Consider the following 24435-nt stretch of genomic DNA (forward strand, 5'->3'; position numbering starts at 1 on the left):
CAACCGCATCCTCAGCGGCATCAAAAACTCCCAACGCTTCCGGACCCCCAGGGCTTCTCAATTCTTCCGGGACAACGGACGAACAGGACACCTTGGACGACATGAACCTGAGCGTGGAAAGGATCAATCCTTTGACGGGAGGTCCCCGGCCCTGCTCTCCAAAGCAGCATCGGGGACCTCCCGCACTTCACCCCCAACCCCTTAGCGGAAGCATGATCCACGTGTTTAATATCCCGGCAATAACCTGGACCCTCACGGCCGTACTGCTCCTCAGCGGCAGCCACCACCTCCAGCAGGCCGGCAGGTCTCCCCGACGCACGGAACAGATCAATAACAGCCTTCATGCCGTCATGCACCTACTGATGGCCGCCATGTTGTGGCATCTGGCCCGTTCGACCGCGCTGGCTCAAATCACGGTCCTCGCCGGCGCGGCATTGTGGTTTGTCATTCAGGCAGTCGCCCTGCCAGAGTTCAAATTCCTTTGCGCGGAAGGCCCCGGCCGACTCAAATGCATATATCACGGCCTTACCATGGCCGGCGCCGCAGCGATGATCGCCATGACGGGTCCAATATCCACCGGAGTCGGAAGGGCTCCCACCGACGCCATGGCCACAATGGCCGGAATGTCCATGTCTCACGGCTATCACGCAATGACAGACCCAGCCAAAACTAGAACCACAAGCATCGGCCACTCCCCCAACTTGGCCATCTTGCTGACAGCAGTCTTCACAGCAGCAGCCATCATTTTCATCACCCTGCTACTACGAACCCGGACCACACAAACCACCCACCACAATACCGCCGCGCCCAAACTCTCCAAACACGCAGGACACGCACTCGAAGCACTCGGCGCCGCCGTCATGGCATTCATGTTCGCCACCATGATGGCATAAAAACTGGGTCACCGGACGCGCGCCACCGAACCTGCCACAGTGACCGCCGCCTTGGCGGCACTGTCGACACAGGCTTCGGACCCTCGGTATTCGACCCAACACTGCGGGTGAATCAAGAGCAATTTCAAGGGAGACTCTTACCCCTTTTCATCTGATTTGCCGATGCACACTATCTCATTCATGTATTTGCGTGATATGAATCACGTCTTTAGTCTTGGTTTAGCCGCAAAGCGGTTCGCCCGAAAGGAAGCCCCCCATGATGCAAGACCAGCACGCCTCCGCGCTCGCCCAGGAACAGAGCAAACACCTGCAAAAGTCGCTCGGTCGACTCGATATTCTCTTGCTGGTCGTTTCGGCCGTCATCTCCATCGAGGTTCTGGGCCAGGTTTCCGGTTTCGGTGTTGAGACCTTCACCTGGACCTTGGTGATGGCCATAACGTTCTTGATTCCCTACGGTCTTATCTTCGCCGAAGTCGGCGGGACATTCACTGACGAAGGCGGCATCTACGTCTGGACAAAGCTGGCCTTCGGACGCGTCGCGGCAGCCGTGGCGGCCCTCTTAACCTGGGTGACGCAGCCGGTATGGGTGGGTGGCGCCATGTCATTCGTAGCCGTCGAGACATGGTCTACCTACGTGTCGCCGGTTGCCGCCGGCAGCGTGTCGGACTATGTGTTCAAGCTTGCCTTCATCTGGATCACAGTGGGATCGGCCGTTATCAGCCTCAAACGCGGCAAATGGCTGCCAGGGCTCGGCGCCATCCTCAAGATCGCCTTCCTGGCATTCTTCCTCATCGTCACGTCCATCTACGGTTTCCAGCACGGATTCAACCGCCTGAGCCTGAGCTCATTCTCCCCAACCATGGCAGGCTTCCTTGGCGTGACCCCACTACTCCTGTTTTCCTTCCTCGGTTTTGAATCGGGCAACAGCGCCGCCGGAGAGATGAAGAATCCCGGCCGCGACGTGCCCATCTCCGTGGCCCGATCTGCCATCATCGCCGCCGCCAGCTACCTGCTCCCCATCCTGGCCATTCTCTTGGTCGTCCCGCTGGATAAGATCACCGGCATCAACGGTCTGTTCGGTGCGGTGTCCACCGTATACACGATCTTCGGTTCGGCTCAGCACACAATGCTTGGAGTCTCTGCCGTCGTCTTTTGCTTCGTGCTGGTTTCACAGGGCGGTGCTTGGATGATCATCAGCGACCGGATGCAGGCCATGGCAGCTGCCGATGGCTCATTCTTCGGCGGCTTCTTTGGCCGCTTCCACCCAAAGCTAGGAACACCGGTGCGAGTCAACGCACTCTCCGGGATCGTTGCAACCGTCTTCATGCTCGCAGCCATGCAGCTCACAGGCAGCAGTGCCGCACTGTTTCAAGTGGTACTCACCATTGCCATCTCCACATACCTCCTCAGCTACCTGCTCGCCATCCCTGCCGCCGTCAGGCTGCGCACGAAGTTCCCGACCATGCCCCGGCCCTTCAAGGTACCCGTATCCGATCTCGGGTTCCGGATCCTCGGAGTCATCTGCTTTGCATGGGTGCTGCTCGGCTCCTGGGTAGCTATCTTCCCAGGAACTATGGAGGCCACACTCGGCATCGATTACAACTTCAAAAACATCTGGGGCGTCTCACAACTGACCTTCGAACTATTTACAGTCGGCACACTCCTGTGCATCCTGGCCCTAGGGCTCATCGGCTACGCTTTCGGAGGACGGGTTCGCCGCGGGGAAGTCATCACAGACGGCGAACTACCAACCGTTGGACTTGCCGAAATGACATCGGAAACTAACTGACAACGCCTGCTATCGATGCATCAGACGCGTAGACGGGTACGACTCTATTCACGTCGCTCGACAGTATGCTCGCATCCGCTAACACTGATTTCACCCAACTGACCAGCGAAGGCTCGCGGCCGGTGACGGCGCCCCGGGCGTCTATGCCGTCGAGCCGACCGGAGCGTTCGAGGACGACCCGAACGTGACCGACAAGAAGTTCCCCGGCGCCCCCGCCCGGTCATACCGCAGCCCTGTGCCTCTCGGGGTGGTTGGCGAAGTCATCGATTGGACACGCCTGACACCCGATGCACTACAGGCATGGCAAGAACGAATGGCCGCCCTCCGCGCGGCCGATATAGGAGAAATCATCAACTGACGAGAATCACCGCTTCTTCAAGCGCACAGAACACGAACAATCCAATCCCGGCACCGTGACAAGTCCCGTGGAAGGAAGATTCCCTTACTGAAGGACCAGCAGCCGTGCGAACCGCGATTTACTCTCCATACCCGGCCATGGCCAATAGCTGGATGGGTCAATCGAATTCATGTCGGTTGTGGTTCTCTGTATCCAAGTCAAAACGATCCCCGCGAAAGCCGGAGACGGGTCATCCGCCCGCCAGCGCGAGGCGGATGTGAAACGCAGCTAGAAACGTCTCACAGGGCGGATTCGTCTCACATATTAAGACGCTGAATTCTCACAAAAGACTTTGCAATCGCCCTGCGGCATTATTGCCGTGAGCCGCATGCCCACCCTGTTACGTACGGGACCGCTCAGTTCGCGGTCGGGCGTGAAATGCTCGTCGATATGGGTCAGTCAGACGTGTGGGTGAACGTGTCATGGTACTCGTCTACGATACGTCGGGTCGCTGCACCAATCGCTCGATACTCGTGGTCAGTGAGATTGGCTAGGGAGACCCGGGCGGAGGTATCCACAACCTCGAAACCTCTGCCGGGTAGAAGTACCACCCCCGTCTCGTCTGCGAGGCGAAAGAGAAATTCGGTGCCCAGACCTTGTTTGATGAACCAGGCCTCAAAGTCGGCGCCGTAGAGCTGACCTCCCAGCTCCTGAAGGTCGATCAGGCTGTAATAGTTCACATCGTCGGGTTCGAACGCAGCAGTTACACCCATGCTGCGGTAGAGGGTCTGGTAACGCTGGCGGATGAGTTGTTTGGCCGCAGTCTTGTAGTGACCCAGACGGTCCATCAGCCCGTTGAGGGCCAAGAGGCCCATCTGGAACTGCTGTGGGGTCGATAGCCCCGCGGTGTGGTTTAGGGCGACAGCACGGCTGTCGCTGACCAAACGGTCGATGAACGCGAGCTTGTCAGGCTCGGCGGTCAACGACGCGTATCGCATGCGCAATCGCGTTTTCTCGGCCTCCGGCTGAGCCGACAGGATTTCGTCGATGATGTTGCTGGTGTGTAGGGCTATGGTGCCTAACCGCCAGCCGGTAGCCCCGAAGAATTTGGAAAATGAGTAAACAAGGAGCGTGTTGCGCGGTAAGACGGCGAACAGCGAAACGAAGTCGTCTGCGAATGTGCCGTAAACGTCATCCGTCACGATTATGAGATCCGGGCGCTGTTTGGTCACCAACTCGGTGAGTTGATCGAGCCCGGCAGTAGAGATCTTCGACGACGGCGGATTGCTCGGATTCACCACACAGAAAACCTTGACCTCGGGATCAAGAAGTTTATCGATTTCGCTCTGTGGCAGCTGCCAGTCGGCGGTTCGCTCCATACGAATGTCGACGATCTCAAGTCCGTACTCCGCCAGCACTGGGATCTCCAAATAGGGAGAGAAGATGGGAGTTGCAATAGCAATCTTCTCTCCCGGGTGGATCAGTCCGTTGACCGCAAGGCTTTGGAAGATGTAAGCCATCGCGGCCGTACCGCCCTCGGTAGCGAAGAGGGAGAAGTCGCCGTCGGACTTGATCGGCCCGAACATCTCGTGCATCAGATAAGCCTTAACGATCTCTTCCACGTGACGGAGCATCCGCGGCGGGGTCGGATAGGTGCATCCCAGGAATGCGCCGACCATCTCGAAAAGGAATTCGTCACCGTCGAGGCCAAGCTGGTCTTTGACGTAGGAGAGCGCCGACCGCAGGAACGTGATCCCCGGGCTGTGATCCTGGTGGGCGGCGAAGGCTTCGAAACGCTGCACGATGCCGTCCTGTTCGGGCAGCCCGCCGAAGCCGCTATCGAGATAGGAGTACGACCGTTCGGATTCCCTCATGGAAAATTCACCCAGTGCGAGAAAGGCAAAACGCGGAAGAGTGGCAAGAAAGTTGGGATTTCCGCGACCCGCATTGAGCATCAAACGCTGCGCGTCAGAGGAGGCAACTGAGATGAGTTTGTCTTTCAGCTCGAATGGGCTGAGATTGTTGAGGCTGGAGTAGTCCTGCGTGGTCATTGAAGTCCCTTTCTGGGAATGGTTACGCGGAGGAATTTTTGGTGATGATCCCGATGATTACCGGACCCCAGAGGGTGAGGAACACATTGGCAACGGCGTAGGTAATGGTGAAGGAGACCACTGGGGTCGAGTTTCCGGCCTTCTCCAAGAGCGCCGCGAACGCCGGGTTTGAGCTTCGACCTCCGGCCACACACGCCAGCGCTTCGATCGGGTTGCGGATCCGAAGCACGTAGTAGGAGAAGAAGAAAGTCAGGATCGGTGGGATCAAGGTGACGCCTACCCCGAGGAGGAACAGTGTGATTCCGTGCTGCTGGATTGCCACGAGGGCCTGCGGGCCAGCCGTGATTCCAACGATTCCCACAAACACGGCAAGCCCGAAGTCCCGCAGAAAATTGGAGGCGCCAATGGGTAGGGCTGCGTACCGGGGGTGCACGCTTCGTAGCCATCCGAACAACAGGCCGGCGAAGAGGCATCCGACGCCGCTTCCGAGGGAGATTGGTACACCCCACAGTTTGAATGTGATTAGCCCGAGCAGCAGACCGATCGTCATTCCGATGCCGAAGAAGATGAAATCGGCCATGGCGGCCGCACTGATCTTGTAGCCGAGTTTGGACTGGACTCGATCTAGGTCGGTGGGACGGCCCACGAAATGGAGCTCATCGCCTCGGTCAAAAGTGACCTTGTCCAGCAGTGGCAAGTCTTTGCCCATCCGCAAAGCCTTCGTCAGGTAGACACCATGGCGCGTATCCACATTGACATGCTCGTGAATTTCGCTTAGCGACCGGGATGTCAATGCTTTGTTCGTGAGAATGATCTCTCGGGATTCTTCGACCAATCGGAATCCGGTCGGTGCTGGCACTTCGTCACCGAGAAGTGTTCCGCCCACTTTCATCGCTTCAGGTGTTCCAGAGAGCGCGACAACGTCACCGGCTTGGAGAACCGTTTCGTTGGTGAAGGAAATGGCTTCTCCGGAGCGCACAACCGCGTCCACGGCGGCATCGGAGAGAGCCACGTCCAGTTGGAGAGTGGTTTTCCTAGTCGAGCCCTGTGCCTCACTGATACCGAAAAATCGCGTCACCACGGGACGGACAGCGTTGAATTGTCCGGGCTCGAGTTCGGCATGACCGCCGGACATCGCGGCCGCGAGCTTTACCGCTTCCGCCCGAACATTCCAACGTTTGATCGCGGGCAGGAACCAAGTCACCAAAAGGATCGGTCCGAGCGATCCGAAGATATAGGTGACGGCGTACCCGACGGCAACATTGGTCTGCATCGTCTTGGTTACAGCGGACGACAGCCCGAGGTGCGATATGGCATTTCCGGCCGTGCCAATGATCGCGGACTGGGTCAGCCCGCCGCTGGCAAGACCGGCGGCCAACCCACGATCCAGACCGAACATCCACGCACCGACAAGCACGGTGATCAGCCCCACCACAGTCATCACGACGGCGGACACAAGTTGGTTGAGAGAACGACGGTTCAGGGCGTGGACGAACTGCGGTCCGCCCTGGAAACCGACGGCGTAGATGAACAGGGCGAAGAAGATTGTTTTGATGCCAGGGTCTATAGAGACTCCGATTTGGCCGATGACCACACCCACCAGAAGTGTTCCGGCGATCCCACCAAGAACAAAACTACCGATACGAATTTTACCAATTAGGTAACCTAGAGCGAGTGTGATGAACAACGCCAAGAGTGGTTCGGCGGTGAAGAGACCGTTGAGAATGCTCATCGAACTGTCCCCGCGATTGCTGGCAGTATCGGGCCTTCGCTGAGCCGGAACTTTGACAGCACGAACGTAAATGGTTTGGTCGGTGTCGTCATGAGCGACGCCTCGTTTCTATTGGTCCTCAGCTGGCGGTGAGATTGGCGGAGAGGCAGCGGCGGCCACCATGCAAGGGAACTGCTGGCTTGTTCATTGTTGGAAGAACCCGACCAGGCGGGCTCCGGAGTATTGTACCTGGCCCCGAGGTTCGGTTCCTGAGCTTCCCTCAGACCGTCAAAGTCCACCGTTGATTGAGATGGCTGTTGACCCGACGGCCGAATACCACCGTTGGGCTTTTGGCCCAGAACTGCTGTGCAGACAGAGGCTTCTATCAACGCCGAGGTATCCACTCGTTGCGTGGGGAAGGCTGATGAGAGGTTCACGGCCCTGTCGGCCGCTTCTCGTAACCCGTCCTGTACACCGAGGGAGCGAATCGGGGCATTCATGCGTGGTTACCGCTGACGATCTTGTCATCTACTCCCTTTAGACACATTTTTCCCACTCTTAGAACATCTGGTGGCCATATGACTGGCAGCAATTTCAAGGCTGGACCTGTATCGCCCCGAAATACAGGGGCGAAAGACCCTAAAATTGATAGAGACAATGTGAGCTCCGGGTACCTTGGTGGCTTGTATCTCTTCGCGGTTGGTGGGAATCCGCGGTTCGTGCCGTAGCAAGTTAGGTGCCCGTGAATCGTCCCGTAAGAAGAACCTTGGGTTCCTGCAGTGACTGCAACACTTGGCGAATGGGTGTTGACTTGGGAAAATATTCAATAATGTACCGGGCCGATCTTTTGCAGGTCTTTTGGGCCGGGATGCAGGCGCGCGATTTCATCACCAATGGAGTGGTTCCTCTGAATACCAGTAGGCGCACAGAGCGTTAGTGCACTGCCCTCAGGAATGGCTCGATCCGCCGTTCTCCTGTCGGGGTGCCGACGGCATCGACTTTCAGTGATTCGAGGAAGAACCGTGTGAGATTGCTCAGGCGCGGAGAACTTCGATCGGCCGCCCATTGGAGTGGTCGCAGGATCGCCGGCCGGATGCGCAGAATACGCTGACGGCGAGCTGCGACCCTGAAGGCAAGTTCTTCGAGTTCACGGTAGCTGAGGATGTCGGGACCGCCGACGTCCCAGCTCATCGACGGTTCACCAAGATGTTCAACGATGAATTCGGCGAGATCAGCGCCATGGATGGGGTTGATCTTCGCGGCGCCGTCACCGAGGGTGAATCCGAACCCTCGCCTGGCCATAAGCAGGAAATCGGTGACATCAGAGAAGTAGCCGGAGGGGTTGACGATCTGAGCTGCTACACGGCTGCGGCGCAGCGTTTCCGAAAAAGCATGCTTGGAACGCATGGTCACGGACGTGCCGCTCTCGGCGTGCAAGACGTTGACGTAGAGGAAGGAAGCCGCCCCATGGCGCTCTGCGTCCTCGAGTAAACGCAGATTGCCAAGGAAGTCAATATCCCACGGACTCGCGTTCTGCCGGGTGACTCCCAGAGCCGAGACGACGCGGTCGGCACCCTCGCAGGTATCCATCAGCGTCGAGGAGTCCGTATAGTCAACGATTCTCCACTCGGCAACGTGGCCACGCAACGACGGCGCACCAAACGCACCCATGGCTTCCGCCCGATCCCTCGAGCGAACCAGGGCACGCACCCGATAACCTCGCAAGTCCAGCGCCTCGACGACATGTCGTCCGACATAGCCGGTGGCTCCCGCGACAACGATCCTCCCGCTCATAGATCTCACCTTTCCCGTAGTGACTGGTGCACAATTTGATTCTGCGCTTCAGGAAATGTCACGTCCACCCGCCCACATCCTCTCCACACCTACGACCAACAGTGGATGAGACACTGAAACCAATCAGGTGGTGCCGAAGTCTCGCATCGGTGGCGTTCCACAAGGACACCTTCCATGGGACGACACTTCTGTAGATGGGGTACCTCCCTAACTGGCGGGTAGCGCGAAGAGCGTGATCGCGAGGAGGATGAAGGCGAGCAAGGCGAAGCCAGACTTCCGGAAGAACCCCGAGGATGTCCGGAACGCGATGGTGGCCTCAACGGCGTAGTACGCGGCGAAAGCTCGGGAGGCGATCGTGACCAGGGTGAAGGTGGGAACGGTGGCCGCGATGGCGATCGCCGCCACCCCGCTGATCAGATAGGGTCGGGAGCCCGTAAACCAGCTGCCCAGACCGGTCAGATTGCCTCGGGCCGCTTCGGTGTCGGCGATGGCCGCACTGAATTGGCTTAGAACGGCGGAGAGGACCAGGGGAAGCGCCAGCCACGGTGCGATGCGGTCGGTGATGTTCAGCAGTGTGGTGTCCGGACCCGCAGCGGTGCCGAGCCCCATGACGGGGGTCGCAACGGCGACGAACCCGATATAAATCGACGCGGACACCAACTGCGCGGCCCGTGACGCCCGCACACGCGTGACGGCATCATAGCGGTTGCCGAGGTAGCGTACGGTTTCAAACCCTTGAACGGTGATCACCAGACCACCCAGAATCAATAGGGCTTCCAGTGGACCGGCCGGTGGCAGCGGTGGAAGCTTAAGACCCGAGGTGCCGAGCAGGACACCGTCATGAAAGAGCAGGACACCTCCAAGGACCGTGGTGAGCCCGAGCACCGCAACCAACGAGATCCGGTCGAGCCGGTCAAGGCCCTTGAACCCACGGAAGATGCCGATTGCGATGATCAACGCGACAGAAACACAGGCGATGACCGGTTCTAGGATCGCCGAACCACCGGGAATGAAGAAGCCCACCATGTACTGCGCCATGATTCGCAGGTAGAGGGCAACGGAGATAACGTACGCGATGACGATCACCGCATCCGCCAGCCTGCCCAGTCGCCCGGTCATCGCATTGAGGGTGCCGTCCTTCTTCTGCTGCCCAACCACGGTGACATTGTGTCGGATAACGGTGCCCACAAGCCACGCGAACGCACAGATCCCGATCGCACCGAAGACGGCAAAGGCGCCAAGCGCCCGCTCGAGAATGGGCACGATGATCAGAAGGCCCGAGCCAAGAATGGACGCCAATGGGGTCACGGTGACGGTGGCAACTCCGCGGAGCGTGGCCCATTTGCTCGATGGAGCAACGGCCTCAGACACTGTCTGTCAATCGGTAGAGAGGTCTCATCGACGCTCCAGCGCCCGCCACCACCGCTGATGGCCGGTCCGCCAGAGGTGGAGCAGACAGCCGCCGGCTGGACAAGTGAGTTGTGCGAGGAATTGAATCTCGGTTCTTGCGACCAGGGCCCCATCGACTTCATCGAGGCCCGTCCGCTTCCACCAAAACTGACTACCGGATTCACTAGTCATAGCATTCTTCTCTCACTGGCAGACGGCTTAACCATGGACCCACTCACCAGAAGAGCTCAGACGGGAGGCAAGCCCCTACTTCCTGGAAGCCTACGCCCAGATGGTCTCACCCGAGGGCGGAATCCCGACCGAGCACAGAATCCTGCGCTCCCGCATGCGTAAACGCCCTGCAAGACGTGCTGTCATTCCGCAAGCCTGTCCCAAACCGGACGTGCCAAGCCCAGACATGCACCTTTGATTTAGCAGTTCGCGGAGCGTCCATTGACCCCGTCCGGTGACTCGTTCGAGGAGGGGGCTCCATCAGGCACGTTTCTAGACACGGGCTGATTCGCATTCCGGAAAACCTTTTTTGAGTTCGCAGTTTGACCCCTCAAAACGATCGCAGTTCCTACCGCCAGTGCTCCGTTAGCCGTCTTGCGAACACGATGATTGACCGACTTTTCCATCCACTCCCTTGGGCAAAACGTCGCCAAAAGGCGTACGACGTGGAATGCACAGGCAGTCTGGCGAACCAGAGCGAAACAATCCCCGGAACAATGACGTCTGCTAAAGCAATACGACCGTCTCTCGGCAGACGGTGGCATGCCACCAGACATGTCGATGCTCCTGCAAACGGCCAGCAAGGAGATGCTTCGGCCATCCATGGCAGATCCACGTCACGTTCTAATCACGTTTTTCAACGAAACGCTCACCAATCTTTGACATGCCAAGAGAGCACCGTTGTCCCGCACTCCCCCTGAAACTCATCTTTTACCCATCTTTTTCAACAAAATCTTCTTCAAATTTTGCTCATCATTTTCACGAGAACGCACTCATCACTTTCCGTGCAGGCCAGGGGCTTCCCGGAGCAGGCAACCGGTCGGCCGCGGCAGGAAACGTCCATGGGACTACGACCAGGCGAGCAAATAACAGGACACCATACTTTCGCTCACGACTGCGGCGCAGGAGTTCACGGTTTGGTACGCAAGCCCAGCGCAGGCCGGGGACGGCGAAATCCACCCCGCCGTGTCCTGCAGGTTCGATGAGTCCTTCAGCGAGGAGTTTGGTGTGGTAGTTGGCCACGAGGCTTGAGTTGGCCCCGAGACGCCAGCCGCTATCACCGACTGTCGCCGCGTCGTCGCCTTCGACCATCGCATAAAGGAATTCTAGAGTCTCTGGTTGATGAAATGGACAACGCCGCCCCAATGCCTGAAACTGCCGGTCCCTCACCGAAAAATGCTGACCTCGGTGGCCGGCTCCGTCACGACGGTTATGAAGAGCACAAACAGCAGGATCGGCGCAACCCGGTCCACCATCGCCGTGCCGTCGGCCAGGACCGCGAGGGCGCCGACTGCCAGCGAAACCGCTCCCCTAATCGCCAACCGCATACAAGGAATCCATTCCCGGCAGTCGAGAAGGACACGCGGCGTAGAGTTAAAAGCGTTCATGGTCCTCCGGTGGTGTTCCAGCGCGTCCTGAACGCTCCGTGCTTGGTTGCTGCGACGATTGGAGGAGTGTGCTTATGTCTGTCCATAGCCTTCCTTCGGTCCCGGCTGGCGATTTTTTGTCCCCCAGGGCTCTGCATGGGCATCCGGGCTCCGTGGCCCATGACTAGGCGGGCGGCCCCTGCGTCCGGCCGGCCGGTCCATTTGGATCCCCTTTCAGAGCTCCTCCCGATTGGGCCGTTGCGTTTGACGGTGGAGGAGGTTCGGCAGTTGTGGTCCTTTGTACACGGGGACATCATGGACGGCGGTACGCGCCAATACCTGCGGGCATCTTTGGGGCTGTGTCCGCGCCATGCGTGGGGTCATGCCGTGGTGGAGATCGAGTTGTGGCAGGCGGGCGCCGGCGCGCGTGGCGGCCACCAGCCCTTTGATATTTCGGTCCTGAATGAGGACTTGTTGGAGTATGCGGCTGGTGAACTGCGCAAGCCGTTGTCGTGGCTCCATCCAGGCATGGCGCACCAGCCGGCGGCTTCCCGATCGTGTCGGATCTGCGGCGAACTGGCCGGTCCGCTCCCGGAAGGGCTGCGGATGGGGTACGCGAACTCCAACAGTAACGCCCTCGCTCTTGAGGCAAACGAACTGGCGTTCACCACCGCGTGGTGCCGTGAAACGTCCAGCACCTGGTTTTCCAGGGCGTGCCCGCGATGCCTGGGAAACGACGGCGCGGACCCTCTTGCGCTGTGTCGGCGGCATCTGGCGGCCGGCGGTCCCGTTTCCCGGGCGACGGGCCATGCCATCGCCGATCGCCTCCTGGAACTCAGGCAGCGCTTGTTGCGGCTGCTTGATTCGATGACCGACCACGGGAAGCCGGCCACGGCCGCAGAAAATGCGGCGTGGGTGGAGGCGCTGGGCTGGTTCGCCGGTTGGGCCCTGCCACTGTATCTGACCAGCAGCAACCCCGGCTCCTGAGTTGCCGGCCGACACCTCTGGCGTCATGTCATGGCGTGGCTGATGGTGGTGCCTGTAGAGTCGGCCTTGGTGATGGATCCCGCCGGGACCGAGTTATCGGTCCGAACCGCCACAGTGGCTGATGGTTCCTACCTTTGAGGGATGAAGGTAGGTGGGCCATGCCCGGTTTTGGAACACTGGTCCTTCTGCGGCACGGCGAAAGCGTCCTGAACGCCGCGGGCCGTTTCACCGGACTCCTGGACCCGCCGCTCACCGCCCGGGGCCGCTGCGAGGCCAAGGACGCCGCACGCCTTCTTGCCGAGGCCGGCCTTCTCCCGACGGCAATCTTTTCCTCGACGCTGGTGCGTGCCACCGAGACGGCGGACATTGTGGCCCGGACCCTCGGAATGGCCCAACAGCCTGTGCGGCTGTGGAAGCTCAACGAGCGCAATTACGGCTCCCTGACCGGGCGGTCCAAGGCCGAGCTGCGGACCGAATTCGGGGAAGACGTGCTGCATTGTTGGCGCCGCACCCTCTACGGGACGCCCCCGACCATGGATCAGCTCGCACTGGGGAAGCTGCGCAGAAGTCCCGCCCTCGCAGGGGTCCCCGCCGGAGCCGTGCTGGCCAGCGAGTCCCTCATCGCCGTGTCCAAGAGGGTCGGGGAAGTGTGGCTGCACGTGCTGCGCCCGCTGGTGTTGGAAGGCGAGACAGTGTTGTGTGTCGGGCACGGCAACTCCCTACGCGCCCTGTGCTTCCTGCTGGATGAACTCAGTGAGGCCGAGGTCGAAGCCTTGAACATCCCGACCGGACAGCCGCTGCTGTACCGCTTTGATGGCTGGGCCCTGCCCTTCCTTCGCGGTGGGCGTTATCTGAATCCGCTGGCCGCGCGGACCGCTGCCGAACAAGTCGCCGCCGAGGGCGGCACCTAAAAGATGAATGGAGCACCTCATGAGTGAGCTGCGCATTACCGCCATCCGGGCCCTGCAAATCCTGGACTCCCGCGGCTACCCGACCCTGCGCGTGCAATTGGAGATCGATACAGGTGCCGTGTTTGAAGCCTCCGCCCCGTCCGGGGCCTCCACCGGCGCCCACGAGGCCGTTGAACTGCGCGACGGCGGCACGCCCTTCTCCGGGCGCGGCGTCACCGGGGCCCTCGCTTCCGTGACCGGGGAGATCAGCAATCTGCTGACTTCCCGGCCCTGGGTGTCGCAGCGTGAGCTGGATGAGGCGCTGTGCGCCCTGGACGGGACGGGGAACAAGTCACGGTTGGGAGCCAACGCCCTGGTGGCCGTCTCCATGGCCGCAGCCCGGGGATTCGCCGCCGGGACCGGGCACTCCCTGCATACATGGATCTCCCAAGCCCTCGGGCGTGCCGAACGGCTTCCGGTCCCACATTTCAACGTCCTCAATGGCGGCCAGCACGCCGCCAACGCCCTGGCCTTCCAGGAATTCATGATCGCCCCCGTCGGAGCCGCGACCTACCCGCAGGCGCTGGAGTGGGGTGCCGATATTTACCATGCACTGGCCGCCACACTTCGCACGCGTGGCCTGGCGACCGGGCTGGGCGACGAGGGAGGCTACGCCCCGGAGATCTCCTCACCCGAGGAAGCCCTGGACCTGATCGTCTCCGGCATTGACGCCGCCGGGCACCGTCCCGGCATCAGCGAGGTCGCCATTGCCCTGGACCCGGCCGCGAATTCCTTTTTCCAGGACGGCAGCTACCACCTCAACGGCCGCCACTACACCCCGTCCCAGATGGTCAGCTACTACGGCAAGCTCCTGGACAACTATCCGATCCGCAGCCTGGAGGACCCCCTGGCCGAGGACGACGCCGAATCCTGGCCCGAGCTTGTCTCCGCCTTGGGCGGCCGGGCGCAAATTGTCGGCGATGACCTCTTCGTCACCCAGGCGGCCCGCGTCACGGCAGGAATCCGGTCCGGGTCCGCCACGGCGGTGTTGATCAAACCGAACCAGGTCGGCACCGTCACCGAAACCCTGGAGACTCTTGCTGTCGCGTCCGCCGGCGGGTTCACCGCCATGGTCTCCCACCGGTCCGGGGAAACCACCGACACCTTCGTGGCCGATCTGACCGTCGGCTCCGGCTGCGGCCAGCTCAAGGCCGGGGCCCCGGCCCGCGGGGAACGGGTCGCCAAATACAACCGGCTGCTGGAAATCGCCGACTCCAACCCCGCCCTGCCCTACGGACTCGCGATCCTGTCAGGGGAAGGTGACACCGATGCCTGACCACCACCCGCGGCCCCAAACGCAACCGGCCCCCATGCCGCACCAGCGGATGGCCGGTCCCGTCGTCGCCGGCGTCGTGCCGGGCCAGCCGGCCATCGTGATCCGACAGTCCGCCGCCCTGGCCTACAGCCTCGGCGTGGGCCTGGTCTTCGCCTACGTGGACGTCACCCGCTACCTGGTCGAGGACCACGACGGCGGGGACGATACTTCGGCGCCCATCGACCCTGACGGCGTCGACGAGCCCGACGACGTCGAAGGGGCCGCCCGGTCCATCCGGGTACGGATCGGCACCGAACTGGCGGGCGATGACACCAGTTGGTCCTTTGTGACCCTGGCCGGGGAACCGGCCCGCGCCCTGGCCCGGCTGGCCGAGAGCGTCCACGCCTGCGTGATCGTTGTGGGGACACGCGAACGCGGGGTGGGCGCCCGCCTGGAGGAATTCCTCATCGGCTCCGTCGCCGTGCACCTGACCCACCGCCAGCACCGGCCCGTCCTTGTCATCCCCCTGGACCCGCACGCCGCCCAAGGGGGGTCTTGATGGCCCGGGAAACTCCACCCAAGGAAGCCGTGCACGCACCTGGCCTGGAAAATCTTCCCGTGGACAGCGACGTCGACATTCCCGGGCAGGTGCCTGGTCTGGCGCATCGTCCCGTCCACCTGCATCCTGGGTTCGTGCTGCTCGTGGTGGCCGGCGGGTGCCTCGGGGCGCTGGCCCGGTACAGCCTGGGCATGGTCCTGCCGGCTCCCAGCGGGTGGCCGCTGCCGACCCTGCTGATCAACATTTCCGGCGCCTTCGCCCTGGGCGCGTTGTTGGAGGGGCTCTCCCGACGCGGCCCTGACACGGGCCGGTTGCGGTTGATGCGCCTCGTGGCGGGTACCGGGTTCATGGGCGCGTTTACGACGTACAGCACCCTGGCCGTGGATGCCGTGCACCTTTTCGACCACGGCGCGGCGGGATCCGCCCTGCTGTACCTCGCGGCGAGCCTGTTCGGTGGGATTGGTGCCGCGCTGGCCGGGATCTGGGTCGCAGCGCGGCACCACCGCGCAGGGGCGGCCCGCGAACACGCGGCCCTGGATCCGGCCGGCCCCGGGGAGGAACAGTGACGGTGCTGCTGCTGGCCCTGGCCGGGGGTGTCGGGGCCGGGCTGCGGTTCATGGTTGACGGGCTCATCAGGGCCAGGGCCCGCACGGCGCTGCCGGTGGGGACCATGCTGATCAACATCAGCGGATCGCTGTTGCTGGGTTTCTTGACCGGTCTGGTCGCCGGCCACTACACGGACACCGCCGTGGGCCTGATCCTGGGGACCGGGTTCCTGGGCGGCTATACGACGTTCAGCACTGCCAGCTTTGAGACGGTCCGCCTGATCCAGGCCCGCCGCACCGGACTCGCCGTCATCAACGCCGCCGGGACCATGGCGTCGTGCGTGCTGGCCGCCGCAGCCGGCGCCGCGCTTACACTCCTCGTGTAACCACGCCCCTACCCGGGCGACACTGGTCAGGCGGTTTCGACGGGCGCCGTGGGCCGGAGGGCGCCGGAGGCAATGAGCGATGCGAGCATCCAAACGGCCGCGTAGCTGAAGGCCACAGCCGGGGAAAATAGGGCCCACAGGATACCGGCGGTGACGGTGGCCCCGAGGTCCCCGGCTGACTGGACCAGGCCCAGGATGCCGAAGCCGTTGCCGCGGATCCGGTCCGGTAGCGACAGGGCGACGGTGGTGGATTCGGCCGTCTCAGCGAAGCCGATGCCGATCCCGGCCAGCAGGAAAGCTGCCAGCACCGGGCCCCAGCTGTGCGGACTGAAGGCGAAGAGCAGGTAGGCGGCCACGTACACGCCGGCCCCGGCGGCGAAGACGACCCGGGGGCCGGTCCTGTCGATGAGCTGCCCGCCCAGGAGCGAGGCAATGGTGGCGGCGGCGTTGTGGGCTGCGTAGAGGAAGATCGCCAGGGCCGCTGCGGCGGCGAGGTTCCGGCCCTCGCCGGTGAGTAGTTCGGTGGCGCGCAGGATCAGGAGGGTCGTGGCCAAATTGCCGAACTCGAAGAAGGAGACCGGGATCAGGGCCCGGGCGGCGCCGCTGCGGCGCAGCTCGCCGAAGTTGAACGTGAGTGTGGTCCGTCCGGTAGGGGTGGCCAGGACCTGGCGGGCCTGCCGGGCCGCGATGGTGATTGCGACGGCGGCAAAAATGCTCGGAATGAAGGAGAACAGGATGGCGTGCCGGACCCCGACCAGCCCCACCAACAGCCCGGCCAGCAGGGGCCCGACGATGGCGCCGGCGTTGTCCCCGGCTCGTTCTATCCCTGCCGCGCGCCCGTAGGCCGCGCGCGGGGTAATCGACACCAGCAACGTGTCGCGGGCCGGGGACCGGATGCCGCGGGCGGCCCACGCCAGTGCCCGCAGGCCGGCGACCTGCCAGACCATGGTGGTGATCCCGATGAGGGCGGTTGCGACGGCGGTGAGCAGGTAGCCGCCGGAGGCCACCTTGGCCCGGCGGGACGGCTCGTTGGACAGAGGACCGCCGGCCAGCTTACTCAACCCCACCAGCGCATCGGAAACCCCCTCGATCGCTCCGAGCGCGGCCGGGCCGGCATGCAGCGTCGACGTCAGAAAGGAAGGCAGCAAGGACGTGACCAGCTCGTGTCCGGCATCGCTGAAGAACGACGCGCTGCCGACACCCAGGATGCCCTTGTTCAGCCACCGCCCCTCCGCCCCGCCGTCGGACTGCTCAGGGGTCGCGCTCGGATCCTGCGGTTGGGAGCCGGCCGGATTTCCGTGGTTCTCATCCACGGCGGCCTCTGGGGGTTCAGGCCAGCGTAGACCCGATCCGCGGTACCGCAACAACCAGTGCCGTAGGCGCCAGCACCGATACCTTCCTGCCTACAGGGTTGCGGGAGGTGTGTGCAGGCCGTCGTGGGACACAGCCGGCCGCCTCAGAAACGGGAAGAGCCTGCATAGTGAGTCCTTTCAGAATCCTGCGGGGCGGAACACCCGATGGTGGTGTCAGAGGGCCCGCGGGGGTTGGATCCCTTGCCAGCGTTGGCTGCAGTCGGCGACAATATTGATGGCCTCCTCAATGCCGGCCCACCCCAGAACCCTGGTTTGTGTGCCGGCTTGGAAGTCCTTGTAGTGGTTGAAGTGGTGCTCGATTTGGTCCTTCCACCGCTGGCCCACATCCTCCAGGGAGCGGAGCCTGTCTCCGGTGTCCCGGTCATCGGCAGGGACCGTGACGATTTTGTAGTCCATGTCCTCCCCGTCCAGAAAATTCAACACGCCCAAGATCCTGGCCTGGACCACCAGCCCGGTGGGCAGGGGCTCGCCGGTGATGCACAGGATGTCGAGCTCGTCCCCGTCCTCATCCAGGGTCTGGGGGATGAAGCCGTAGTTGACGGGTTTGGCGAAGATGCCCGGGTCCACCCGGTCCAGGCGAAAGAGCCCGGTGGTGCGGTCCCATTCAATCTTGTGGCTGGAACCCTGCGGGATGTCGATAACACCGGTAACCAGGCCCTGGCGGAAATCCCCGCAACCCAGAAGTGTGTTGAAATCAGGCATGGGAAGTCCCCTTTCCGGGACGGGAAAAGTGGATGGACATAAAGGGTCCGGTCCGCATCCGAGCCTGGTTGCCGGGGCCGTCGGACGGTCCAAGCTCTGCTGCGCGGGATTGTCTGCGGCCGTGATGGCTGAAAGTGGTCATGGCTCTCCATCCGTGTCTCACACTGGACAGGAACTATCAGCCGGCATTGGCGGTTCGGACAGTAACCGCCTGCCCCGGCGAGATCCATCGCCGTTACTGTAATCAACCACACCCAAGGGCCCGCTGGCAAGAGCCCGCCATGGTGCGCCCCCGGCTCACGTTATGCCCTCGGCACAGTCATCTGGATGTCTTTGACTTGGTTCGCAGCGTCGACGCTGTAAATTACCTCCCGGAACCGCCCGGACGAGAGGAACCAGGGTGTCCGCATGAGAACCGCAACCCAGCACCGGCCATCCAAAAATTCAGCGGCCAAGCAGGCGCAGGGATGACCCAGCCGCACGGGATGGCGGTCGAGCGGGTCATCCCGTTCGGCACAGACCCGGCCGCCCGCCAGGCCGCGTTCCACGAGGCCAGACGGACCCGGCACAGACAGCCCGCCGCTCGTTCGCTCGGCTCCGGGAGCAGGCCCAGCCAACACCCGACCGGGTGCCAGTCCCACCCAACCACTCGGACCATGAAAAAGGCCTGGCTGTCCCAGACTCCACTGCACCTGGAACGCCCAGGTGCGCAGTCCAACCAGGCCCCGAGCTGAGCAGTAAGGCGGAACGGGCACGTCTCGGGAAGAACTCGGGGGCGTCACCCGTGGCTTAGTGGGAACAGCAGGGGCTTCCCAAACACGGTGAAGATCCCGAGACTGGTGAGTGATGGAGGTGAGGCTGCAACGTGCCTGATGACCCGCTCCCCGGTGGCGAGCTGCCAGCCTGCGTCGCGGCCCCGCGCGCGACGTGGCGGGTGAGCGTCGACGTGCGCGACCTCGACGATCGCCCTCTCGCCGCCCTACGGCTGCTGCTGGTCGCTGATGTGTTACGACGGCTGGTGGAGGATCTGCAGGGCGGACTGGTCCTGCTCGTGCTACTTGAGAGCAGGACCGGGCCATCGGCTATAGCCAGGGAGGACGCGGAGAAGGCGCTCTGGATCCGCCCGCCCATGGCCCGGACGGGCTCACCGACCGAGGTGGCAGCCCTTCTGGGTGCGCCACCAAACATCGTGCTGATACCGACAGTGCCAAGCAGTTCCACAGCGGGTGCCCCGGATCCCGAGTACACCCTTCGGGTCGCCGTTGCGCTCCTCCCCCATCGGGGGACGGGGCTGGCCACTTCCGGCCTGCTCGGCATCTACGACCCGCTCGCGCTGCGGCTGGCGCTGCTACGCTTCCCGTACCCGAGCCCGGCCGTGCTTACGACGGCGCGCCTGCACCGCGCACAGGAGACCCTGCAGCGCTGGCGGTTGAAGGTCGCGGACTGGGAAGACATGCCGCCGGCTCCGATGCCCCAGCACAGTGTCGATGCCATGCGTGCCGCGCTCGTCGCCGGCCTTGACACCGTCACGGTGTTGAAGCTGCTGCATCGAATGGAAGTCGACTTGCACCTTGCCTCGGGCAGCAAGTTCGAAACATTTGCCTATCTGGACCGGGTCCTCGCCCTGGACCTGTGCCATTTAGTGGGCAAGGTACGCAAGTAATGGCGCCCGATCTACGTGGGTCTTGCGCAGCGCCCGCCTCTCTGTTTGACTGGCCATAGGCGACGGCGCCCGCCTTGACCGAGAGGTCAGAACTGCGACACGGCTGATGGCGCCTCCAGTTGAGCTGGAGGTGGCGCCGAGTGCATGCACAAAGCATCCTGTTCCGTGGCCGCGTGCCGGCGGGCATCGAAGAGTGCCCGCAGCCTGGGTTTTTCGTCGATCTGAACCTGGACCAGGTCGTGGCGTCGGTGACCGGCAAGGACGAGTACACGCTCACGCCGTTCTTCTACAGCCCGTTGGGCGACGTCGACGCGGTGCACTACCGGCAGGAGGTGTTCCAGGATCTGGAACGCCCCGAGGTGCGCGAGCCGGTCTCCGCCTTCGAGTCCCAGACACTGACGGCGAACTTCAGCTATCGGACAAAGGAGATGAGTCGCGAGCACCACGGCTCCGGCCACTACCACCGCGCGCTCTGGTTCCTCAACGCCGTCGAGAAGTACTGCCAGGCGGTTACCGCACTGGCGGATGGCCTGGCACAGGTGGGGGTGCGCTCACGCGGCCTCCGCGGGCTGGGGCACTACCTGCAGGACTACCTGGCCTCGGCGGCCTTCACCGGGATGCAGGCCGAATCCCTCCGGCTGAAGGAGGCGATCGACGCAGTGAACTACTGCGTCCTCGTCAAAGGCGACCGGGTCACGGTAGGCCACTATGACGATCAGGTCGACTACAGCGAACAGGTGACCGGGACGTTCGAGCGGTTCCAGCAGGGCGCCGGGAGCGACTACCGGGACACGCGCCCGGACTGGCAGGAAGAAGACTTCGCCGAACTGGCTGTGCTGGACCTGGTCGCGAAGCTGTATCCGGAGCTGTTCGCCGCCCTGGACGCCTTCTGCCAGCAGTACGCCGATTACCTGGATGCGACCGTAGCCCTCGTCGACCGCGAGTTCCAGTTCTATCTGTCCTTCCTGGATTACATCCGGCCGCTGCGCGGGGCCGGGCTCCGGGTGAGTTATCCGCGTGTGTCTGTCGAGTCCAAGGACGAGCAGGTGCTGGACACGTTCGACCTGGCGCTGGCTGCGCAACTGATCGGCCGCGGTGGGCAGGTGGTGTGCAACGACATCACGCTGACCGGGCCCGAACGCGTCCTGGTGATCTCCGGGCCGAACAACGGTGGGAAGACGACCTTGGCCCGTGCTGTCGGCCAGCTGCACCATTTCGCACGGCTGGGCTGCCCCGTCCCAGGGCGGGATGTGCGCCTGTTCCTGTGTGATCAGATCTTCACCCATTTCGAAAAGGAGGAAGACATCACCACCCTGGCTGGCAAGCTGCAGGACGAACTGAACCGGCTTCACGCCGACCTGGCGTTGGCGACACCGGCCAGCCTGATCGTCCTCAACGAGGTGTTCAACTCCACCACCGTCGCGGACGCCGAGTATCTCAGCGCCAAGATCCTGCAGCGGGTCAGCGAGTTGGACGCGCTCGGGGTGTGCGTCACATTCTTGGACGAGCTGTCGACGCTGAACCAGAAGATGGTCAGCATGGTCAGCCAAGTCGACCCGCGCGACCCGGCGATCCGTACGCACAAGGTCATCCGCATCATGGCGGACGGGCGGGCCTATGCACACGCTATCGCGGACAAGTATGGGTTGACCTACGAGCGGATCACGGCCGGCCGTCGCGCCGGACGGGGCACATCATGAAGGCCCTGTTAATGTTCGAGGACCGCGACTTCCAGACGGACACCGCCCTTCTGGAGGCCCTGGAACGGCCCTACGCCCGTCGCGAAGCCCCCGTCGACGAGCCACCGGTCGGTCAGGGTGAGATGATCCAGGACTTCGAACTGGAGACCCTGTGGAAGGCGATGGCACTGGATGACCCGGTGGTGTATGTCTCGGCCCGGACCGCGATGCTCGCCGGCCTGGGAAGCGTCGAGCAGATCCGCTACCGGCAGGCCGTACTCACCGACGCTCTGGCGCAGCCGGACGTCGTTCGCGAGATCTATGGCCTGGCGGTACAGGCAATTATCGGGGAACGGGAGATCTTCCGCAGCAGTTTCGCCCTCACACACAGCAGCTCAGCGCTCCTGAGTACTTCGATCACCAGGCTGGAAGCATTCGTGCCGATCCTCCAGCGGCTGCGCGCGCTCACCGATGAGCACGCCGACCGGTTCACCTCCAAAGGGTTCACCCAGTTCTTCGACGCGCTACGCCACGAGCTGGACGAAGACTACTTCAACGAGATCAGCGAACACCTGGGGTACCTGCGCCTGCGCGACGGGGTGCTGATGAGCGCCCGGCTCGGCTCGGGCGGCCAAGGCATCGGCTACGTGCTACGGGCCCCGAGCCCGGACAACCGTCGCTTCCGGTTCCGGCGCATCATGCTCAACCGGCCCACCCACAGCTACACCGTGCCGCCGCGCGACTACGCCGGCGGGCAGGCGCTGGGCCGGCTGCGCGACCGCGGAGTCAACCTGGCCGCCAACGCACTCGGACAGTCCACCGACCACATCCTGAGCTTCTTCACCGCGCTGCGTACCGAACTTGGCTTCTACGTCGGGTCCCTCAACCTTCACGACCAGCTCACCGCTAAGCGCGAACCGGAATGCCTGCCCGATCCCCACCCGCTGGGGACGACCGTCTGGTCCGCGAAGGCCCTGTTCGACCCGTGCCTGTCGCTGCGCCTGCCCGACCGGGTGCAGGGCAACGACCTGCGTGCCGACGGCACACCGCTGCTGGTCATCACCGGCGCCAACCAGGGCGGCAAGTCGACGTTCCTGCGCAGCCTGGGCCTGGCACAACTGATGATGCAATCCGGCATGGCCGCCCCAGCCGAGTCGTTTGCCGCCACCGTCACCACCGGCGTGTTCACCCACTACAAACGCGAAGAAGACGCCACTATGACCAGCGGCAAGTTCGACGAAGAACTCGCCCGAATGAGCACCCTCGTCACGGCCATCGACCCGGGGGCCCTGCTGCTGTGCAACGAGTCCTTCGCCGCCACCAACGAACGCGAAGCCTCCGAAATAGCCGACGACTTCATCCACGCCATGAACGACATCGACGTGAAGATAGTGTTCGTCACCCACCTCTACACCCTCGCCCACCACTACCACCGGCAGCACGCCGACACCACCGTGTTCCTGCGCGCCGAACGCGGCAGCGACGGGCAACGGCCCTTCCGGCTCACCCCCGCAGCCCCACTACCCACCAGCTACGGCGAAGACCTCTACCGGCGCACCTTCACCGAAACGGACACAACCCACACCGACACCCCCGCGAGTCAGTAGCACGCCGCGACACGGCCGCGCTGCCAGTGACGACCCGTCCGCTACGACCCTCACTACTGGCCGCGCGTGGCCTGGCCCTGCGGCAGGGGTTCGTTTCTGTTCATCCGATCAGTCCAAAGTGCGGTATCCATGGCCCGAATCAGCCCGAAGGGGAGACCTCCCGGGCCAGCGGCTGAGCCCCGTACCGGGGGTGGCTGTCACGGTGTCGGTCCTTGGCGTGGTTTTGGGCTGTTGTTCAGGACGGTGATGAGGACGTTCTCGGCATCGTTGAAACGCAGTGTGGCCACCCAGAGCCGGTACGGTGCGGTGTCTGCGCAGGTGCCGGTGCTGTCGCGTCGGGCCTTGGCAGCCGTTTTGACCGGTGCGGCCCAGCCCGGGATGTCCTGCTCGCGCAGTTCGTTCAGGATGCCGTCGATGGCGCTGTGGGGCAGTTCGGCGATGCACGCCCAGAACAGTGCGTCCAGGCCGTTGCCGTACCCGAAGGGTGGAAGCCACGACGGGCGCCCAAACCGCATCATCTCAACCGCGGAAATCGGGGATTCCTGCGAGAAACTCATCCTGACCACGACGTTTCATCCCGACCAGGGCCCGTTGGCACGGTGCAATTCGACCGGGCAGTGCTTCTTCCCGGTCCGGTGGGGCCCACCACCGTGTGGATCATTGACGATCCTGCCTGCTTATATTCTATCGCCGGCGCCCCGGGACCGCCCGCCCACGGCTGGGCGGGAATGCCTTGGGCAACGACCCCGGGTGGGACGTCACGGCGTGCTGCGTGGTGGTCGCATCCTTCACCAGGACCGCTGGTCCCTGCGGGCAGGGGCGCTCAGGTTTGCCGGGACTGGTTTCTGGTCGACCTCCTCCACCGTCCAGGTGCCGTGGGTCCGGGCGAGGTGGTTCCAGCACCCGAGGGGGTGTCCCTATGTTCTTTGTCAAGCGCTGGGGTAGTTATTTTTCGAGTTTTCCAGGGTGCTGATTTGGGCAGGAATGAGTGGCTGGCGGTGTGTGCCCGCCAGCTGCTTGGCCTTTTGTTGTTAGGCGGTTTTGGTTGCAGGTGCCTCGTAGAAGGTGCCGTCGCGGAGCATCGCGAACAGGACGTCGCAGCGGCGCCGGGCAAGGGCGATCAGGGCTTGGTTGTGCCGTTTCCCTTCGGCGCGTTTCTTGTTGTAG

General features: G+C 62.9%; 20 protein-coding genes, 3 pseudogenes and 2 riboswitches. Of the genes and pseudogenes, 13 read left to right on the forward strand and 10 right to left on the reverse strand.

The features are described 5' to 3' along the window. The first annotated feature begins 221 nt into the window (after positions 1-221). The 3 genes and pseudogenes from CVV68_RS19725 to CVV68_RS19735 form a co-directional block, all read left to right on the forward strand. A complete protein-coding gene (locus tag CVV68_RS19725) occupies positions 222-893 on the forward strand; it encodes a DUF5134 domain-containing protein (protein WP_170133260.1) in 672 nt (223 codons plus the stop codon). A 256-nt stretch (positions 894-1149) separates the two neighbouring features. Continuing rightward, positions 1150-2682: an APC family permease gene (locus tag CVV68_RS19730; protein ID WP_211320922.1), complete on the forward strand. Its 1533-nt coding sequence runs from the start codon at positions 1150-1152 to the stop codon at positions 2680-2682. A gap of 121 nt (positions 2683-2803) precedes the next feature. Beyond that, positions 2804-3040, forward strand: a pseudogene (locus tag CVV68_RS19735) (NAD(+)--rifampin ADP-ribosyltransferase); the annotation flags it as partial. Between the two features lie 434 nt (positions 3041-3474). Here the strand turns inward: CVV68_RS19735 and CVV68_RS19740 are convergent. Further along, positions 3475-5070: a bifunctional aspartate transaminase/aspartate 4-decarboxylase gene (locus CVV68_RS19740; protein WP_110502711.1), complete on the reverse strand. Its 1596-nt coding sequence runs from the start codon at positions 5068-5070 to the stop codon at positions 3475-3477. Positions 5071-5092: 22 nt separating this feature from the next. Next, positions 5093-6802 (reverse strand): aspartate-alanine antiporter, encoded by a 1710-nt coding sequence (gene aspT, locus CVV68_RS19745; protein WP_110502712.1) that lies wholly within the window; start codon positions 6800-6802, stop codon positions 5093-5095. Between the two features lie 778 nt (positions 6803-7580). Between aspT and CVV68_RS25110 the strand changes: the two are divergent. Beyond that, positions 7581-7715: pseudogene (locus CVV68_RS25110) on the forward strand (IS30 family transposase); the annotation flags it as partial. On the opposite strand, the gene CVV68_RS19750 reads toward CVV68_RS25110, so the two are convergent. The 4 genes from CVV68_RS19750 to CVV68_RS23645 form a co-directional block, all read right to left on the reverse strand. Beyond that, the gene (locus CVV68_RS19750; RefSeq protein ID WP_110502713.1) at positions 7715-8575 is read right to left on the reverse strand and encodes an SDR family oxidoreductase; all 861 of its coding nucleotides are present in this window, start codon (positions 8573-8575) and stop codon (positions 7715-7717) included. The pseudogene CVV68_RS25110 and the gene CVV68_RS19750 overlap by 1 nt on opposite strands. 207 nt (positions 8576-8782) lie before the next feature. After that, complete coding sequence (locus tag CVV68_RS19755; RefSeq protein WP_110502714.1) at positions 8783-9946, reverse strand: Aq_097 family APC-type transporter; 1164 nt, start codon at positions 9944-9946, stop codon at positions 8783-8785. A gap of 1008 nt (positions 9947-10954) precedes the next feature. Continuing rightward, complete coding sequence (locus CVV68_RS25150; RefSeq protein WP_497707314.1) at positions 10955-11365, reverse strand: DUF8462 domain-containing protein; 411 nt, start codon at positions 11363-11365, stop codon at positions 10955-10957. Continuing rightward, positions 11362-11523, reverse strand: a complete 162-nt coding sequence (locus tag CVV68_RS23645) for a hypothetical protein (protein ID WP_170133261.1) — start codon at positions 11521-11523, stop codon at positions 11362-11364. Before CVV68_RS23645 ends, CVV68_RS25150 begins: the two co-directional genes overlap by 4 nt. 327 nt (positions 11524-11850) lie before the next feature. Between CVV68_RS23645 and CVV68_RS19760 the strand changes: the two genes are divergently transcribed. The 6 genes from CVV68_RS19760 (at position 11851) to crcB (ending at position 16244) form a co-directional block, all read left to right on the forward strand. Beyond that, the gene (locus CVV68_RS19760; protein ID WP_110502715.1) at positions 11851-12549 is read left to right on the forward strand and encodes a hypothetical protein; all 699 of its coding nucleotides are present in this window, start codon (positions 11851-11853) and stop codon (positions 12547-12549) included. 59 nt (positions 12550-12608) lie between these two features. Continuing rightward, positions 12609-12687, forward strand: a riboswitch (Fluoride riboswitch). A gap of 20 nt (positions 12688-12707) precedes the next feature. Beyond that, positions 12708-13460 (forward strand): 2,3-bisphosphoglycerate-dependent phosphoglycerate mutase, encoded by a 753-nt coding sequence (locus CVV68_RS19765; protein WP_110502716.1) that lies wholly within the window; start codon positions 12708-12710, stop codon positions 13458-13460. A gap of 19 nt (positions 13461-13479) precedes the next feature. Further along, complete coding sequence (gene eno / locus CVV68_RS19770) at positions 13480-14775, forward strand: phosphopyruvate hydratase (RefSeq protein WP_110502717.1); 1296 nt, start codon at positions 13480-13482, stop codon at positions 14773-14775. Beyond that, positions 14768-15313, forward strand: coding sequence for a universal stress protein (locus CVV68_RS19775; protein ID WP_245933669.1), 546 nt, complete (start codon positions 14768-14770; stop codon positions 15311-15313). The genes eno and CVV68_RS19775 overlap by 8 nt, the downstream gene beginning before the upstream one ends. Beyond that, complete coding sequence (locus tag CVV68_RS19780) at positions 15313-15879, forward strand: fluoride efflux transporter FluC (protein WP_110502718.1); 567 nt, start codon at positions 15313-15315, stop codon at positions 15877-15879. The genes CVV68_RS19775 and CVV68_RS19780 overlap by 1 nt, the downstream gene beginning before the upstream one ends. Continuing rightward, the gene (gene crcB / locus CVV68_RS19785; RefSeq protein WP_110502719.1) at positions 15876-16244 is read left to right on the forward strand and encodes a fluoride efflux transporter CrcB; all 369 of its coding nucleotides are present in this window, start codon (positions 15876-15878) and stop codon (positions 16242-16244) included. The genes CVV68_RS19780 and crcB overlap by 4 nt, the downstream gene beginning before the upstream one ends. 26 nt (positions 16245-16270) lie before the next feature. On the opposite strand, the gene CVV68_RS19790 is transcribed toward crcB, so the two are convergent. Together CVV68_RS19790 and CVV68_RS19795 are read right to left on the reverse strand one after the other, a co-directional pair. Beyond that, positions 16271-17557 carry an MFS transporter gene (locus CVV68_RS19790; protein ID WP_110502720.1) on the reverse strand — a complete coding sequence of 429 codons (1287 nt, stop codon included), beginning with the start codon at positions 17555-17557 and terminating at the stop codon, positions 16271-16273. A 213-nt stretch (positions 17558-17770) separates the two neighbouring features. Further along, complete coding sequence (locus CVV68_RS19795; RefSeq protein ID WP_110502721.1) at positions 17771-18319, reverse strand: inorganic diphosphatase; 549 nt, start codon at positions 18317-18319, stop codon at positions 17771-17773. 162 nt (positions 18320-18481) lie between these two features. Further along, a riboswitch (Fluoride riboswitch) is annotated at positions 18482-18562 on the reverse strand. 622 nt (positions 18563-19184) lie between these two features. On the opposite strand from CVV68_RS19795, the gene CVV68_RS19805 reads away from it, so the two are divergent. From CVV68_RS19805 to CVV68_RS19815, 3 genes are all read left to right on the forward strand, one after another. Continuing rightward, positions 19185-19982 (forward strand): hypothetical protein, encoded by a 798-nt coding sequence (locus CVV68_RS19805; protein WP_110502723.1) that lies wholly within the window; start codon positions 19185-19187, stop codon positions 19980-19982. A gap of 140 nt (positions 19983-20122) precedes the next feature. After that, on the forward strand, positions 20123-21682 hold the full coding sequence (locus tag CVV68_RS19810; protein ID WP_211320924.1) for a MutS-related protein: 1560 nt from the start codon (positions 20123-20125) through the stop codon (positions 21680-21682). Beyond that, complete coding sequence (locus CVV68_RS19815; RefSeq protein WP_211320925.1) at positions 21679-23268, forward strand: MutS-related protein; 1590 nt, start codon at positions 21679-21681, stop codon at positions 23266-23268. Before CVV68_RS19810 ends, CVV68_RS19815 begins: the two co-directional genes overlap by 4 nt. Before the next feature lie 197 nt (positions 23269-23465). On the opposite strand, the gene CVV68_RS19820 is transcribed toward CVV68_RS19815, so the two are convergent. Both CVV68_RS19820 and CVV68_RS19825 read right to left on the reverse strand, forming a co-directional pair. Further along, the gene (locus tag CVV68_RS19820) at positions 23466-23825 is read right to left on the reverse strand and encodes a hypothetical protein (RefSeq protein ID WP_110502725.1); all 360 of its coding nucleotides are present in this window, start codon (positions 23823-23825) and stop codon (positions 23466-23468) included. 474 nt (positions 23826-24299) lie between these two features. Continuing rightward, positions 24300-24435 (reverse strand): annotated as a pseudogene (locus tag CVV68_RS19825) (IS110 family transposase); the annotation flags it as partial.

The sequence above is a fragment of the Arthrobacter livingstonensis genome (assembly GCF_003219815.1).
In the GTDB taxonomy this organism is placed as follows: Bacteria; Actinomycetota; Actinomycetes; order Actinomycetales; family Micrococcaceae; genus Specibacter; species Specibacter livingstonensis.